A 14,259-nucleotide genomic window follows, 5' to 3' on the forward strand; every position below is an offset into this window, starting at 1 on the left:
TGAGTATGGGGTCCTACTCAAATGTCAGCGCTTTCGGACAGTTGCCAGATGGCCAGCCCATAGATCGCATCAAGCTGAAGAATGGCGGCATGCAAGCCTGCATTCTGACCTATGGTGCAACGTTGCAGGACCTCAGACTTGAGGACATATCGCACCCATTGGTGCTGGGATGGCCAACGTTGGAGGGATATCTGAACAGCAGCGCCTATCTTGGTGCCATCGTTGGACGCTTTGCCAACCGCATCGGTGGTGCACGATACGAGATCGACGGGCAGGTCTGCTACACAGATGTCAACTATCTCGGCAAGCACACGCTGCATGGCGGCCGCGAAGGTAGCGCCCATCTAGTCTGGCGGATCGAGGCGGTGAACGAGACTTCGGTCACCCTGTCGCTGGACCTGCCCGATGGCCACATGGGATTTGCTGGCAATATGGCTGTCCGGGCGACCTATTCACTTGATGCCGATCACACTTTGCGCCTGATGATCCACGCGGAGTGTGACCAACCAAGCCCCTGCAGTTTTGCGCCGCACAGCTATTTCAACCTCGATGACGACAGGACGATCGCAGGGCATGAACTGCAGATCAAAGCACCCAGCTATCTGGAAGTGGATGACGACCTTATCCCAACAGGGGCACTGCGCCCTGTGAAAGATAGCCCTCTGGATTTCCAAACGCGTCGACCGATCGGATCACAGGCGATCGACCACTGCTTCTGCACATCCAACGAACAGCAAGAGGTGCGACCTGTCGCATGGCTCTACGGTCCAAACTCAGAGCTTTGCCTGCGTCTTGCCTCAACCGAACCGGGGCTGCAGGTATATTCCGCCGCCACCCTGGATGAACCCAACCAGATTGGGTTACGCGGTCACCCCTACCGCCCGTTTGCCGGCCTGGCGCTCGAACCGCAGGGCTGGCCCGATGCACCGAACCAGTCCGGCTTTCCATCAACGATCCTGTATCCGGGTTCGGTCTACCGGCACGAGACCACGCTTCAGATCACGCGGTAACAGTGACACTTCAGGAAACGGTTTGCTCTGATACAACCTCTCCAAACTTGGTGAAGAACTTGCCCGAAAGCTTCTTGGCCGTTCCAGCAATCAACCGGCTGCCCAGCTGCGCAATCTTGCCGCCGATATCAACCTTGGCCGTATAGGAGAGGATGGTCTCGTCTCCATCTTCGGTCAACGTCACATCGGCCCCGCCTTTGGCAAACCCGGCAGCACCGCCCTTGCCTTCGCCCATCAGCGAGAACCCATCTGGTGCATTTGAGGTGTCCAGCGTCACCTCGCCTGAGAACTTCGCCTTTACCGGTCCGATTTTTAGTACGACCTTCGCCTCAAGCTGATCCGGGCCCGCTTGCGTCAGTTCTTCACAACCGGGAATACATTCGCGCAGCACATCGACGTCGTTCAGCGCCTGGTAAACGACATCGCGTGGGGCGCTAATGCGGATTTCATCACTCAGTTCCATTCGTGTTTTCCTTTGATCAACAACACCTTGGATAGACGCGCAGCGCCTCTTCCGTCGCTTCTTTCACACTTAGCTCAGGACGCGCAGGCCAGATCACCCGCACAAAGCTACGCCATCTTCTCATCATCACGACTCTCCTTCGAAGTATCGGTGTTTCGCCAGCGCACGATCTCGGCCAGGATCGAAAGTGCGATCTCATGGGGGTCGACCGCTTGGATATCCAAGCCGGCAGGTGCTTTGAGCTGCGCGGCCCGACCCTTGTCCAGACCGTTTTCAATCAGCTTGTCACACAGCACCTGCGCCTTGCGGCGACTGGCCACCATCGAAACACGCAGCGCCGGAGACTCCAACGCCGCCTTCAGCGCAGCACCGTCCCCATTGCCCTGCGAGGCCACAACTACGAAATCACGCACCTCAAGCCCCAGTGCAGGCAGATCATGCGGGTCAAAGCCGATCTGGTCTGGCCCCTCTGCGCCGAAGGGCAGACAAACCCGCAACCCGGCCAAAGTACCATGTGCCGCCAATGCCGAGGCGATCGGAGAATCACCGAAGATCACCAGCCGCGGCGCGTGTTGATATGGTTCAACCAGCAGATCCACCGTCCCGCCACTGGGGCATCCACTTTTGTATGTCTGCACGCCGTCAGGGTCTGTCATGGCCACCACCTTGTCCAAAGGCTTCACACGGATAATGCCCGGCTGACCGCTGTCCAGCGCAGCTTTGGCCGAAGCGCGAACAGCGCGCTGCACGCAGGCCCCACCTAAATGACCCAATATCCGGCCGTCCCGCGTGATCGCCGCCTTGGCCCCCGCCTTGGCCGAGGTCACATCCGCCGTGCGCAACACGGTGGCGACACAGAAATTCTCGCCACTCTGGCGCAGCTCCTCGATTGTGTCGAATATGTCGAAACCGGGCATGCAGGTCTCCTTTCACAACTTGCGAAACTGGGGTTCCAGCGCGGCTAGCGCCTCAAGCGTATTTGCAGGCAAGTGCGCATCCAGATGGGGCTGTGCGGCCTGCATCGCTGCAGCAACCGGTTCGTAGCTCGGCCACCCTTTCAGCGGGTTCAGCCAGACGATCCGCCGTGCCTTGCGCCTGATCCGTGCCAAAACGGCGCCCAGCGCGTCCGGGTCGGAACTGCAATAGCCGTCCGACAGGATCAGCACGATAGTCCGCCCGTTCAGCGCTCTCGCGCCATAACCGTTCAGAAAACTCTCAAGACTACCCGAGATATCAGTGCCGCCGCCAAACCCTTCGGCCATCAGCGACAAGCGCCCCGCAGCGCGCAGCGTATCGTGATCGCGCAACGCATCTGTGACCCGCATCAGTCGGGTATGAAACAGATAGGCATCTGCCTCGGTCCCGCTGCCAATCAATCCTTTGAGAAAGGCCAGGAACACACGGGAATAGACGGTCATCGATCCGCTGACGTCGCAAAGAGCCACGATCCGCATCGGACGCGGTGGCCGTGCGCGGCGATACAGGTCCATGGGTTCACCCCCACGCGCCAAGCTGGCCCGCTGGATGCGCCGCATATCCAGCACGGGTCCACGCAAAGCACGTTTCCGTCGCCGCGAACGACGATCCCGAATAGCGCGGGCGATCCGCGCAGCGACCAACTCCGCCTGTTTTAGACTCTGTTCATCCATCAATTCGCGCAAATCCCGACGCGACAGGTTGGCCGTTCGGGTCGCAATCAGCGTCCCGTCCATCCCTTCAGCCTCGCTGTCGCCCGGATCAGGAGTGGTGGCTGCCTGATTGGACTCCGTTTGGGTGTTATCCGTGCCCTCATCCGGGCGCTGCCAGATCATCGGTTTCGCTGACTGAACCTGCACATGTGCATTCTGTGCCAAACCCCCTCGTTGCTTCCCCACGTTGAACCAGTAGGCATCAAAAAGCTCATCAAAGCGCCGCCATTCCTCGGCGTCCCCCGCCAACAAGGAGCATAGCGCCTGACGCGCCTGGTTCGCGTTGGTCGCCTCAACCACCGAAAGCGCCGCCAAAGCATCCGCCGTTTCTTTCGACCCAACGCGCAGACCGTTCATCCGCAAATGCGCTATGAACCCTGACATACGATCCGACAGACCCGCAGCCCTTGAAGGAAAACGCGTCACCTGCATCACGCCACCTTCCCGATCAGACGGTCCATCACCTCAGGCGGTGCCACATTATAATCAGCAGCAGTCTTCAGCAGACAAACAAGGGTCGCCTGCACCTCATCCCGGGATTTCGCCAGATCGTTGACGCCCAATCCCGACAAGGCCGCAGCCCAATCGAGCATCTCGGCAATACCGGGCGTCTTCTCAAGATCTTCCTTGCGCAGTGCCTGAACGACCCCAATGATCTGCCGCGCCAAAACACCCTCAATCTGAGGCATCCGCGCCTGCAGGATCGCCAACTCTGTTTCCTTAGACGGGTAGTCGAGAAAACTGTACAAACAGCGCCGCCGAAGCGCATCCGACAAATCACGCGTCCCGTTGGCCGTCAGAATCACAATCGGCCGAACCTGTGCTTTCACAGTGCCCAGTTCAGGGATCGTGATCTGAAAATCCGACAGAATCTCCAAAAGATACGCTTCAAATTCCTCATCCGCGCGATCGATCTCATCAATCAGAAGAACCGGGGGCTTTTCTTCAGATATAGCCTCTAACAAAGGACGTTTTAGTAGATACTCGTCCGAAAACAATTGCGCCTCATGGGTTCCGCCCCGCGCTTCACTGGCCCGGATCGCCAGCAATTGCCGCTGATAGTTCCACTCATAGATAGCATGACTGGCATCCAACCCTTCGTAGCATTGCAGCCTGATCAAACGCGTATCCCGCCACGCTGCCACGGCCTTGGCGACCTCGGTCTTGCCCACGCCGGCGGGCCCTTCCAAAAGCAACGGCCGACCCAAAGCCTGCGCCAAATGCAACGCCATCGCTAATCGCTCATCGGCGACATAGCCCTGCACGACCAAACCGTTCTGCACATCATTCAAAGTCAAAACCAGGATCCATTCTTCATCTGGCTAAAAATATCCCGGGGGTCCAAGGGGGCAGCGCCCCCTTGCTTGGTCGGACCGGCCATAGCCGGTCCGACCTCAATCACCCATGCATCCCCAACCCATTGGCGATCTTCCAGATCCGCCAGTGGTCATGCGGCATATGGCTCTGCACCAACCCAAAAGGCCGGAATGCATCATGCACCGCATTCGAGAATGCAGGCACACCACCCACATTCGGGCTTTCGCCCACGCCTTTGGCGCCAATCGGATGGTGCGGAGACGGCGTTACCGTGTGGTCGGTGGTATAATTCGGCGTCTCCCACGCGGTCGGTAGGAAGAAGTCCATCAGCGTGCCAGTCTTCACATTGCCCATCTCATCATAGGCAATTTCCTGACCCATCGCGATGGCCAGCGCCTCGGTCACGCCACCATGGACCTGGCCTTCGATGATCATCGGGTTGATCCGGGTGCCGCAATCGTCCAGCGCATAGAACTGTCGGACTTCCCATTCACCGGTATCCACGTCGATCTCCATGACACAGATATAGGCTCCGAACGGATAAGTCATATTCGGCGGATCATAATAGCTGACCGCCTCCAAACCGGGCTCCAAGCCGGGAATGGCCTGATTGTAAGCGGCGAAGGCGATTTCTTTCATGGTCTTGAACCGCTCGGGCGCGCCTTTGACGGCAAAGCGGTCCACGTCCCATTCGACATCGTTGTCGTGGACCTCAAGCAGATAGGCTGCGATCATCTGCGCCTTGGCGCGGATCTTACGTGCGGCCATCGCCGTCGCAGCACCTGCCACAGGCGTTGACCGCGATCCATAGGTTCCAAGCCCGTAAGGCGCGGTGTCCGTATCGCCTTCTTCAAGCGTGATATCATCCGCGGGTAGACCAATCTCGCTGGCGATGATCTGGGCAAAGGTCGTGGCATGGCCCTGACCCTGGCTGATCGTCCCCAGCCGCGCGATGGCGGAGCCCGTCGGGTGGATGCGGATTTCGCACGAGTCGAACATGCCCAGCCCAAGGATGTCGCAGTTCTTGACCGGTCCCGCGCCCACGATTTCCGTAAAATGCGTCAGGCCAATCCCCAGCAGTTTGCGGGTCTTGCCGGCCTTGAAATCCTCGATCCGCTGCGCTTGCTCAGCCCGCAGGCCCTCGTAGTCGACAGCTTTCAACGCCTTGTCCCAGGCGGTGTGATAGTCGCCCGAGTCATACTCCCAGCCCAGCGCGGACTGATATGGAAACTGATCAGCCTTGATGAAGTTGATCCGGCGCAGCTCGGCCGCATCCATGTTCAGCTTGATGGCCAGAACCTCGATCATCCGTTCGATGAAATAGGCGGCCTCGGTCACTCGGAAGGAACAGCGATAAGCCACACCACCCGGAGCCTTATTGGTATAGACCCCATCGACGGCCAGATAAGCGGTCGGGATGTCATACGACCCGGTACAGATATTCATGAACCCCGCCGGGAACTTGGACGGATCGGCGCAGGCGTCAAAGCCACCGTGATCCGCAGTGGTATGGCACCACAACCCGGTGATCTTGCCATCCTTGGTCGCGGCGATCTTGCCCTGCATCCAGTAGTCGCGGGCAAAGGCGGTGGACATCAGGTTCTCCATCCGATCCTCGACCCATTTCACCGGCTGGCCGGTGACGATCGAGGCCACGACCGAGCAGACATAGCCCGCATAAGCCCCCACCTTGTTGCCGAAACCGCCACCGATATCTGGGCTGATCACGCGGATATTGTGTTCAGCGATCCCCGAGATCAGCGCTACCACGGTCCGGATCGCGTGCGGGGCCTGGAACGTACCGTAGAGCGTCAGCTTGCCGGTCACCTTGTCCATTGACGCCACGCAGCCGCAGGTCTCCAGCGGGCAAGGGTGGGTGCGGTGGTAATAGACCATCTCTTCCGCAACCACATCAGCCTCGGCGAGAACCGCTTCGGTCGCGTCCTTGTCGCCTTGTTCCCAAGTGAAGATATGGTTGTGATGCTTGCGCGGGCCGTGGGCGCCTTCGGTCTGACCTTCCAGATCTTCACGCAGTACAACGTCGGATTTCAGCGCCTCGAACGGGTCGGTAATGACGGGCAGCTCTTCGTATTCCACCTCGACCAGCTCCGCCGCATCCGCTGCGATATACCGATCTTCGGCCACCACATAGGCAACCTCCTGGCCCTGAAACAGCACCTTGCCGTCGGCCAGAACCATCTGTTTGTCACCGGCCAGCGTCGGCATCCAATGCAGGCCCAGCGGCGACAGATCCTCGGCAGTCAGAACGGCAACGACACCGGGCAAAGCCAAGGCCGCCTCTTTGTTCACGCTGACGACACGGGCGTGTGCGTAGGGGGAGCGCACAAAATCACCGAACAGCATCCCGTCCAGTTTGATGTCATCGACATAGTTGCCCTTGCCTTGGGTAAATCGCACGTCCTCGACACGTTTGCGGGCGCAGCCCATGCCTTTGAGGTTGGCGGCGCGTTCTTCGGGGGTCAGAGTCTGGTCGTTCATTCCGCAGCCTCCTTCTGAGCGTTCAGCATGTCAGCCGAGGCCGAGATCGCCTTGACGATGTTCTGATATCCGGTGCAGCGGCAGAGGTTCCCCGCCATTCCAAAGCGGATGTCTTCCTCGGTCGGGTTCGGGTTCTCCTGCAGCAGACGATGCGCGCGGGTGATCATACCCGGCGTGCAGAAACCGCACTGCAGCCCGTGATGTTCGCGGAACATCTCTTGCAAAACCCCAAGGCTGCCATCGTCATTGGTCAGCCCTTCAACGGTGGTGACATCGGCTCCGTTCACCTGTGCCACAAAGGTTGTGCAGGATTTGACGGATTTGCCGTCGATATCCACGGTGCAGGCCCCACAATGACTGGTCTCGCAACCGATATGGGGACCGGTGATCTTCAGATCTTCCCGCAGGAAGTGAATGAGCAATGTGCGCGGCTCGGCCAGACCTTCGACCTGCTTGCCGTTCACGGTGAGTTTGACGTGCATTTTTGACATGGTTTCCCCTCCTCAACCCGCGCGGCTTTGCGCACGGTCGATGGCGCGGCGCAGCATGACGGCGGCCACGTGTTTCTTGAATTCGACGGGGCCGCGATTGTCTTCGACCGGGTCGATGGCGTCGAGCATTGCGGCCACGCAGCCTTCGACATCACCGCCCGCCAAAGCGCTGCTCGCGCCTTCGGACCAGATTGGCGTGTCGGCCAGATTGGTCATCGCGACCGAGGCTGTGCCATTTCCGACCATCACAGCGGCGGCTGCAGTCGCATAATCTCCGATCTTGCGCTTTTGCTTTTCATAAGCCTGACCCACGCCTGCGCCCGGCACTGGAATTGAAATCCGGGTCAGGATTTCCTCATCCTCGCGCGCGGTGAAGTAGGCGGCCTCATAAAACTCACGCGCCGCAACGCTACGATTTCCATCGGGGCCAGACAGCTCAAACGTCGCATTCAAGCACTGCATCAACCCCGGCATGTCATTGCCCGGATCGCCATTGGCGACGTTGCCGCCGACCGTGCCCATATAGCGCACCTGAGGATCAGCGATCTGCAATGCCGCTTCGCGGATCAGGGGGATGGCCGTAGCCAGACCGTCATGGGTAATCATTTCGTGCTGAGTGACCATCGCACCCAACGTCACGTTGTCGGACCCGACCTGAATTCCCTTGAGTTCCTCGATGGCCTGAAGATCGATCAGATGGCCCATCTCGGCCATGCGCAGCTTCATCATCGGGATCAGGCTGTGCCCACCCGCGATCACGCGCGCCTCGTCTCCGTGTTCCTGCAAAATGCCGATGGCCGAGGCGATGTCGCCTGGCCGGTGATACTCAAAACCGGCTGGTATCATGTTTTTCCTCCCTGGGTCCGAGCGGTATGCCTTGGGGGCCCTGAGGTCAGAAAAGGACGGCGCACTCCGGCGTTCCAGAATGTAGAAACAGGGCGCGCAGCTTGTTTCACGAAATGCGAATAAGCTGCACGAGCTGCGATTAGACGCCCAGCGCCTCGCGAATATCTGTCAGGCGCGACCGGCTAACCGGTACCTTGGCCAATGCATCGACACCGTCGAAATAACAGGTGCCATTGTCCTTGTGACGCTCAAAACTTGAGACGTGTTTGGGGTTCACCAGATAACTGCGATGGGCGCGCAAAAAACCGTCGGGTTTCAACCGCGCTTCTGCCTCGGTTATCGACCATGGACAGAACAGTTTTTCGGCATCGATATAGAGGACGGTATAATGCCCTTCAGCCCGAATGGCGGCGATACTGGCGGGTTCGGTGAAAAAGGTCTGACCCTCACGCTCGAACGGGACACCGGCGCGCAATGTCGCCGGTTCAGGCGCAGGCTCACTACTTGGTTGTTCTTTTGGTTCGATGAACGAAATCCCGGTTAACAGAAAGGCACCACAGATCAGAAAAACCGAAACTGTGACACCCATCGCCAGAACCTGATTATCCAGCACTGGCCCTGCGCCACCAGCACTGTCGCTGGCGACGAAGTCAGTCAAACCGGTTGCAACGAAATGCATGGTAAACACGGCCAGCCCGAAGCAGACCGTTCCGAGCAGGATGTTGCGCTGCGTGCGGTTGCCGTAGGCGACCCAGATGGCCGCCACGGACAGCATCACCGAGGCCAGCGTCGAAAGCAAAACATCCAGAACATTGTAGACCGGGCGGCACAATTGCATTCCGGCCATGCCGATATAGTGCATCACCACGATCCCGAGCCCCACGATCACCCCGGACCCGATCATTGTCTGCGACGTGCGCGGGCGAAAATGCAGCAGCAGCAGTGCCAGCCCGACCATCAGGATCGCCACCAGAGCAGAGATCAGAGTGATCAGAGCGTCATAATAGAACAGGATCGGCAGTTGCAGACCTAGCATAGCAACGAAATGCATCGACCAGATCCCACCGCCCAGAATGACCGCCGCTAGGGCAACGACAAGCTTGCGTCGCTGACTGTCCAGCCGGGATGCGCCATGGGTCAGGTAGAGGCCGGTGAACCCGGCCATTAGCGCCACGGCCAATGAGGCCGCCACAAGCCAGGCGTTATGTGAATAGTCCAGCATTTGGGTTGTCACGCCCTCCCCGACGCGAGGGCGACGTTAGCAAACGGAATCGCCCGGTACAATCGGTGCTGGCATCACTATTGAATAACGGCGTTCTCCCAGGCGGATATGAATTTTCTGCGTTTCAATACATCCAGATAGGTCAGCAACGCCGGGTTCAATCCGATTGCTTCCTGCTCACCGTCGGCGGACGCAGACAAGACTGGCAGTGGTGGTCGCTGTGACGATTGCGCTGTGCCAGTAATCAGATAACGCACGAAAGCTTCGGCAACTTCAGGTCTTTGTGTCGCCTTCGAAACCATGACCGTTCGCATCATCGTGGTCTGGAAATCCGACGGCAATATAATCTCAAGCGCGTCTTTGCCTTCGGCCTGAACCGCCGCGTAGCTACCCAGCACGTTATAGGCAACGAGAATTTCTCCGTCGGCCAGATCGCGGATCATGTCCCCGGAACAGCAATACAACCGGACATCCAGACTGCCCATTACCTCCATCAAACGCCAATAAGTTTCCGACACGCGCGCATCCTGCGTGGCAAACAGATAGCCCAGCCCGGACTGCCGCACATCATAAGTACCGACCTTACCCCGAAACGTCTCGGGCCGTTCACGCAGCGCCTCGATCAAGCCCTGACGTGTTTGTGGAATGGGCTGACCTTCGAAGGCGGCGCGGTTTACCACGATGGTGGCAGGCTCGGAAGTGAAGGCAAACAGACTGTCATGCCACTGCGCCCAAGTGGGAACAGGCATATCGTCCAGTGGCAGCGCAAAACCGTCATTGGTGAGCTTCAACTGCAAATCCATCGCACTGGAAATAACGATATCGAATGCATCAGGCGTCGCACGTACGCGCTCATAAATATCGGCAGTTCCGGAAACCAAATATTCGACACTAACATTGGGATTTCTGGTTACAAAGTCCTCGATGAACGGTGCGAATAGAACGGTGTCGGTACTTGATATGACACGCAGAGGCGCACCCTCCGCCCCATCGTTGAACAGCTGACGATCCTCCCAGTCCTCGGCCGCTCCGAAACTCGGCAGCAGAAGCAGGATCAGAGCGATAAAGTAACGCATGCGCCGCCCTCTGGTTGATTGGTCAAAACGAGCGTGCCGCCATGCGCGGTCGCCACGTCCTGCACGATGGTCAGACCCAGACCCGAGCCGATGGTTCCGGTGGCATTCTGGCCCCGTTCAAAGCGGCGGGTCAGCATGCCGATCTCATCGGGCGGAAATCCGGGGCCTGAATCTTTGACGCTGATCTGGGTCTGAGGCATTGCGGTGACATTGATTTCGACCGTGCTGTCGGAGGGCGCGTATTTCAATGCGTTATCGACCATATTGCGCACAGCGTTCTGCAGCAGGATCGGATCGCCCGAGTACCGCACCGATGCATCACCTATCAGAGATAACGAGAGGTCTTTCATCTCGGCGATGGGCGTCAAACGCTGCACAAGTTCATGGGTCAGGGCGACAAGATCAAGATCCTCTCGTTCCAGATGATCGGCGCGAAATGTGATCATGGCATGATCCAGCAATTGCCCTGCCGCCCGAGAGCTTTCGTCGATGGCACGCACCATCGCGCGCAGGGCTTCCCGGTTTTCCTTGCGTTCAACACGTTGCAAGGTCGCCTCGGCGTAGGACCGGACGGTCGCCAAGGGCGTGCGCACCCGATGCGCCGCCTCAGCGATGAAATCTTCCGACTGGCTGAGGGACTGATCCAATCGCCCCATCAATGAATTCAGCGAAGACACCAAAGGGGCCATTTCCTTGGGCACCGGTTTTCGGAACGGGCTCAGGTCCTGTGGTCCGCGACGGGTCACCGAGGTCGTCAGCTTGTTCAGCTGTCCGATGGTTGCGGTTGTGACCCAGAAGGACAGGGCTGCTGTCAGTATGAAAAACCCGATCCCCAGAAAGGCCGCGTTACGCGAAATCTGATCCAGCGTTTCGGCCAATGCATCCTGTGTCTGCGCAAGTGCGACCTCGATCTCTGTCTGACGGCCCAGACCGACCAGAGTGCGACTGGCATTGACTTGCCGAATGCGCTCGCCCCGCAACTCGCCCGCACCAAAGGTCCAATTGCCGTCATCCGTGTCTTGAGCGACCTCAAGATCCTCATACCCCGATATGAACGCACCATCCTGATAGATCGCATAGAAAACCCGGTCATCCGATGGCGTCGCCAGCATGGAAAATGCGGCATAGGGAATATCGATCTCAAGCTGCCCGTCGCGCAGCGCCGCCGCATCGAGGATCGACGCCGCCGAGGCACCAAGGATGTTGTCCTGCCCCTGCTGCGCCACTTGTGCTGCATAATTTCGAACCGCGAAGAACAATAGAACAGCCAGCAGCGCCGCGCCGCTGATCAGTGCCAGCACAAGACGATTTCTGAGCGATCCTGATACAGCCGGGCTAACCGTCATGATCCAGCCTGTAGCCCAACCCGCGCAGGGTGGTGATTTTCAACTCGGACTTTTCAAGGTGCTTGCGCAATCGGCCCACATAGACCTCGATCGCGTTATCCGAGACGTTGTCGTCGTAAGAAAACAACCTGTCGGCCAGCTTCTGTTTCGAAAAAACCTGCCCCGGCGCGTTGATGAACAGCTCCATCATTCGCAGCTCGCGGTTACGCAGGGATATCGTCTCACCCCGGACGCTCAGATGACCGGCCACCGGGTCAAACACGATCCCGCCGACCTCAATCCTTGATTTGGCAATTCCGGATTTACGGCGCAGAACGGCCCGGCACCGGGCCTCCAATTCGGCATGATCAAAGGGCTTGGTCACATAGTCATCCGCCCCCAGATCGAGCGATCCGATTCGATCCGAAACCTGACTGCGCGCGGTCAGAACGATGACAGGCGTATCAGGATCACGGGCCCGATGACGCTCCAGAAAGTCCCGCCCGTCCCCGTCAGGCAGCATGATATCCAACAGGATCAGGTCGTATTCCTCGATCTCGGCATAGGCCGTTGCATCGTCCAATTTCGCTGCATGATCAACGACATGTCCATCCAAACGCATACGGGCACACATCGCGTTTGCGAGATCCAGATTATCTTCGACCAGAAGGAATTTCATGAGGGTGGGGGCGTATCCTAACGCGTGACAGGTTGATGTCAGGTTCGTGTGGTTAAACTTCCCAATAATCTGAGCCGCCCCGCGGCCGGATGTCAAATGGGAGGACATCATGACAACATTCAAACTGGGCCGTCGCGCCCTGATCGCAGCTGTGGCCGCAGTCGGCCTGACCGGCCCCGTGCTGGCGCAGGACCAGGTTGTGGACAGCATCCACTTTCTGATCCCCGGCGGCGCCGGTGGCGGCTGGGACGGAACCGCGCGCGGGACCGGAGAGGCGCTGACAAATGCGGGCCTTGTCGGCACCGCGTCTTACGAGAACATGTCGGGCGGCGGCGGCGGTAAGGCCATCGGCTATCTGATCGAAAACGCCGAAAGCAATCACGGAACCCTGATGGTGAACTCGACGCCCATCGTGATCCGGTCGCTGACGGGTGTATTCCCGCATAACTTCCGCGACCTGACCCTGGTGTCAGGCACCATTGGCGACTATGCGGCCATCGTGGTTGGCAAGGACAGCCCGATCAACTCGATGGCAGACCTGCTGGCAGCCTATGACGCGGATCCGGGTGCCACGGCCATTGGCGGCGGTTCGGTTCCGGGCGGCATGGACCATCTGGTGGCAGCCATGGTGATGGAAGCGGCTGGCAAAGATGCGCTGGGCGTCAAGTACATCCCCTATGATGCAGGTGGTAAAGCCATGGCGGCGCTGCTGTCTGGTGAGATCGCGGCATTGTCGACTGGCTTCTCGGAAGCTGTCGATCTGGCCAATCAGGGTGAGGTGAAGATCATCGGCGTAACCGCCGAGGAGCGCGTGGATGCCGCCCCGGACGCACAGACCATGAAGGAACAAGGGATCGACACCACCTTCGTCAACTGGCGCGGTTTCTTCGCAGCCCCCGGACTGCCTGAGGACAAGCTGGCAGCCTATCAGGACGCCATCACCAAGATGTATGACACACCCGAATGGGAAGAAGTACGCGCGCGGAATGGTTGGGTGAACATCCATAACTCAGGCGACGACTTTTCGGCGTTCCTTGAAGATCAAGAAAAGCAGATCAGCGATCTGATGAAGAAACTGGGCTTCCTCTAAAAGCGGCTTTGGCAGAGCGGGCCACCGCTCTGCCCCAAAACACACAACAATAAAATGGGAGGGGACACCATGGCGCTGGATCGCTGGATCGCGCTTGTTCTGCTTGGGATTTGTTTAACCTACGGTTATGCGGCCTGGTTTACGATGGACGGCAGCTTGCCCCCTTTCATGCAAAGAAACCCGATATGGCCCAGTACCTTCCCAAAGGTCCTGTCCATCCTCGGGATCATCGCCTCGACGATCATCCTGCTGGGCTTTGAAAAAAGCGAGCTGAAAGAGGCGGATATCGATTACCGCCGTCTCGGCGAATACCACCTTGGGCAGGCAATCTCATTGTTGGTGCTGATGGTCGTCTATGCACTGTGTCTGCGCCCGGTCGGCTTTCTGATCGCCACCTCGGCCTTCCTAATCCTCGGCTCGTATATTCTGGGCGAGCGCAAGTGGCACATCATGGTGCCTGTGGCCCTGATCGCAACCGGAGCAGTCTGGTATCTGGTTCAGGAAGTTCTTGGAATTTACATGCGTCCCCTGCCGGGCGTGTTGGGAGGCTGAC

General features: G+C 58.7%; 14 protein-coding genes. 3 read left to right on the forward strand and 11 right to left on the reverse strand.

Going from position 1 to position 14,259, the window contains the following annotated elements; genetic code table 11:
- The first annotated feature begins 5 nt into the window (after positions 1-5).
- Positions 6-1,010 carry an aldose epimerase family protein gene (locus ACR0NF_RS09200; protein WP_480471276.1) on the forward strand — a complete coding sequence of 335 codons (1,005 nt, stop codon included), beginning with the start codon at positions 6-8 and terminating at the stop codon, positions 1,008-1,010.
- Positions 1,011-1,020: 10 nt separating this feature from the next.
- On the opposite strand, the gene ACR0NF_RS09205 is transcribed toward ACR0NF_RS09200, so the two are convergent.
- The 11 genes from ACR0NF_RS09205 to ACR0NF_RS09255 all read right to left on the reverse strand — a co-directional run bounded on the left by ACR0NF_RS09205 (position 1,021) and on the right by ACR0NF_RS09255 (position 12,616).
- Positions 1,021-1,473: an SRPBCC family protein gene (locus tag ACR0NF_RS09205; RefSeq protein ID WP_480471277.1), complete on the reverse strand. Its 453-nt coding sequence runs from the start codon at positions 1,471-1,473 to the stop codon at positions 1,021-1,023.
- Between the two features lie 107 nt (positions 1,474-1,580).
- Complete coding sequence (locus ACR0NF_RS09210; protein WP_480471278.1) at positions 1,581-2,390, reverse strand: XdhC family protein; 810 nt, start codon at positions 2,388-2,390, stop codon at positions 1,581-1,583.
- Positions 2,391-2,402: 12 nt separating this feature from the next.
- Complete coding sequence (locus ACR0NF_RS09215) at positions 2,403-3,593, reverse strand: vWA domain-containing protein (RefSeq protein ID WP_480471279.1); 1,191 nt, start codon at positions 3,591-3,593, stop codon at positions 2,403-2,405.
- Positions 3,593-4,459: an AAA family ATPase gene (locus ACR0NF_RS09220; protein ID WP_480485002.1), complete on the reverse strand. Its 867-nt coding sequence runs from the start codon at positions 4,457-4,459 to the stop codon at positions 3,593-3,595. The genes ACR0NF_RS09215 and ACR0NF_RS09220 overlap by 1 nt, the downstream gene beginning before the upstream one ends.
- 100 nt (positions 4,460-4,559) lie before the next feature.
- The gene (locus ACR0NF_RS09225; RefSeq protein ID WP_480778130.1) at positions 4,560-6,977 is read right to left on the reverse strand and encodes an aerobic carbon-monoxide dehydrogenase large subunit; all 2,418 of its coding nucleotides are present in this window, start codon (positions 6,975-6,977) and stop codon (positions 4,560-4,562) included.
- Positions 6,974-7,468: a (2Fe-2S)-binding protein gene (locus ACR0NF_RS09230; protein WP_170752777.1), complete on the reverse strand. Its 495-nt coding sequence runs from the start codon at positions 7,466-7,468 to the stop codon at positions 6,974-6,976. The genes ACR0NF_RS09225 and ACR0NF_RS09230 overlap by 4 nt, the downstream gene beginning before the upstream one ends.
- Before the next feature lie 12 nt (positions 7,469-7,480).
- Complete coding sequence (locus ACR0NF_RS09235; RefSeq protein WP_480471283.1) at positions 7,481-8,314, reverse strand: FAD binding domain-containing protein; 834 nt, start codon at positions 8,312-8,314, stop codon at positions 7,481-7,483.
- Positions 8,315-8,453: 139 nt separating this feature from the next.
- Positions 8,454-9,536 (reverse strand): MHYT domain-containing protein, encoded by a 1,083-nt coding sequence (locus ACR0NF_RS09240; RefSeq protein WP_480471935.1) that lies wholly within the window; start codon positions 9,534-9,536, stop codon positions 8,454-8,456.
- Positions 9,537-9,613: 77 nt separating this feature from the next.
- Complete coding sequence (locus ACR0NF_RS09245; RefSeq protein WP_480471284.1) at positions 9,614-10,612, reverse strand: ABC transporter substrate-binding protein; 999 nt, start codon at positions 10,610-10,612, stop codon at positions 9,614-9,616.
- Positions 10,591-11,958 carry a sensor histidine kinase gene (locus ACR0NF_RS09250; RefSeq protein ID WP_480471285.1) on the reverse strand — a complete coding sequence of 456 codons (1,368 nt, stop codon included), beginning with the start codon at positions 11,956-11,958 and terminating at the stop codon, positions 10,591-10,593. Before ACR0NF_RS09250 ends, ACR0NF_RS09245 begins: the two co-directional genes overlap by 22 nt.
- Positions 11,948-12,616 (reverse strand): response regulator transcription factor, encoded by a 669-nt coding sequence (locus ACR0NF_RS09255; RefSeq protein ID WP_480471286.1) that lies wholly within the window; start codon positions 12,614-12,616, stop codon positions 11,948-11,950. The genes ACR0NF_RS09250 and ACR0NF_RS09255 overlap by 11 nt, the downstream gene beginning before the upstream one ends.
- 109 nt (positions 12,617-12,725) lie before the next feature.
- Here ACR0NF_RS09255 and ACR0NF_RS09260 point away from each other — a divergent pair, with 109 nt between their 5' ends.
- A complete protein-coding gene (locus ACR0NF_RS09260) occupies positions 12,726-13,706 on the forward strand; it encodes a Bug family tripartite tricarboxylate transporter substrate binding protein (protein WP_480660674.1) in 981 nt (326 codons plus the stop codon).
- A 69-nt stretch (positions 13,707-13,775) separates the two neighbouring features.
- Complete coding sequence (locus tag ACR0NF_RS09265) at positions 13,776-14,258, forward strand: tripartite tricarboxylate transporter TctB family protein (RefSeq protein ID WP_480660676.1); 483 nt, start codon at positions 13,776-13,778, stop codon at positions 14,256-14,258.
- Position 14,259 lies beyond the last annotated feature (1 nt).

The organism is Ruegeria sp. CF4, from assembly GCF_056537345.1.

Coding starts and splice junctions, on each gene's coding strand:
- ACR0NF_RS09265 (WP_480660676.1), top strand. CDS start 13,776: ATGGCGCTGGATCGCTGGATCGCGCTTGTTCTGCTTGGGATTTGTTTA.
- ACR0NF_RS09250 (WP_480471285.1), bottom strand. CDS start 11,958: ATGACGGTTAGCCCGGCTGTATCAGGATCGCTCAGAAATCGTCTTGTG.
- ACR0NF_RS09200 (WP_480471276.1), top strand. CDS start 6: ATGGGGTCCTACTCAAATGTCAGCGCTTTCGGACAGTTGCCAGATGGC.
- ACR0NF_RS09245 (WP_480471284.1), bottom strand. CDS start 10,612: ATGCGTTACTTTATCGCTCTGATCCTGCTTCTGCTGCCGAGTTTCGGA.
- ACR0NF_RS09235 (WP_480471283.1), bottom strand. CDS start 8,314: ATGATACCAGCCGGTTTTGAGTATCACCGGCCAGGCGACATCGCCTCG.
- ACR0NF_RS09210 (WP_480471278.1), bottom strand. CDS start 2,390: ATGCCCGGTTTCGACATATTCGACACAATCGAGGAGCTGCGCCAGAGT.
- ACR0NF_RS09225 (WP_480778130.1), bottom strand. CDS start 6,977: ATGAACGACCAGACTCTGACCCCCGAAGAACGCGCCGCCAACCTCAAA.
- ACR0NF_RS09205 (WP_480471277.1), bottom strand. CDS start 1,473: ATGGAACTGAGTGATGAAATCCGCATTAGCGCCCCACGCGATGTCGTT.
- ACR0NF_RS09240 (WP_480471935.1), bottom strand. CDS start 9,536: ATGCTGGACTATTCACATAACGCCTGGCTTGTGGCGGCCTCATTGGCC.
- ACR0NF_RS09215 (WP_480471279.1), bottom strand. CDS start 3,593: ATGCAGGTGACGCGTTTTCCTTCAAGGGCTGCGGGTCTGTCGGATCGT.
- ACR0NF_RS09255 (WP_480471286.1), bottom strand. CDS start 12,616: ATGAAATTCCTTCTGGTCGAAGATAATCTGGATCTCGCAAACGCGATG.
- ACR0NF_RS09230 (WP_170752777.1), bottom strand. CDS start 7,468: ATGTCAAAAATGCACGTCAAACTCACCGTGAACGGCAAGCAGGTCGAA.
- ACR0NF_RS09260 (WP_480660674.1), top strand. CDS start 12,726: ATGACAACATTCAAACTGGGCCGTCGCGCCCTGATCGCAGCTGTGGCC.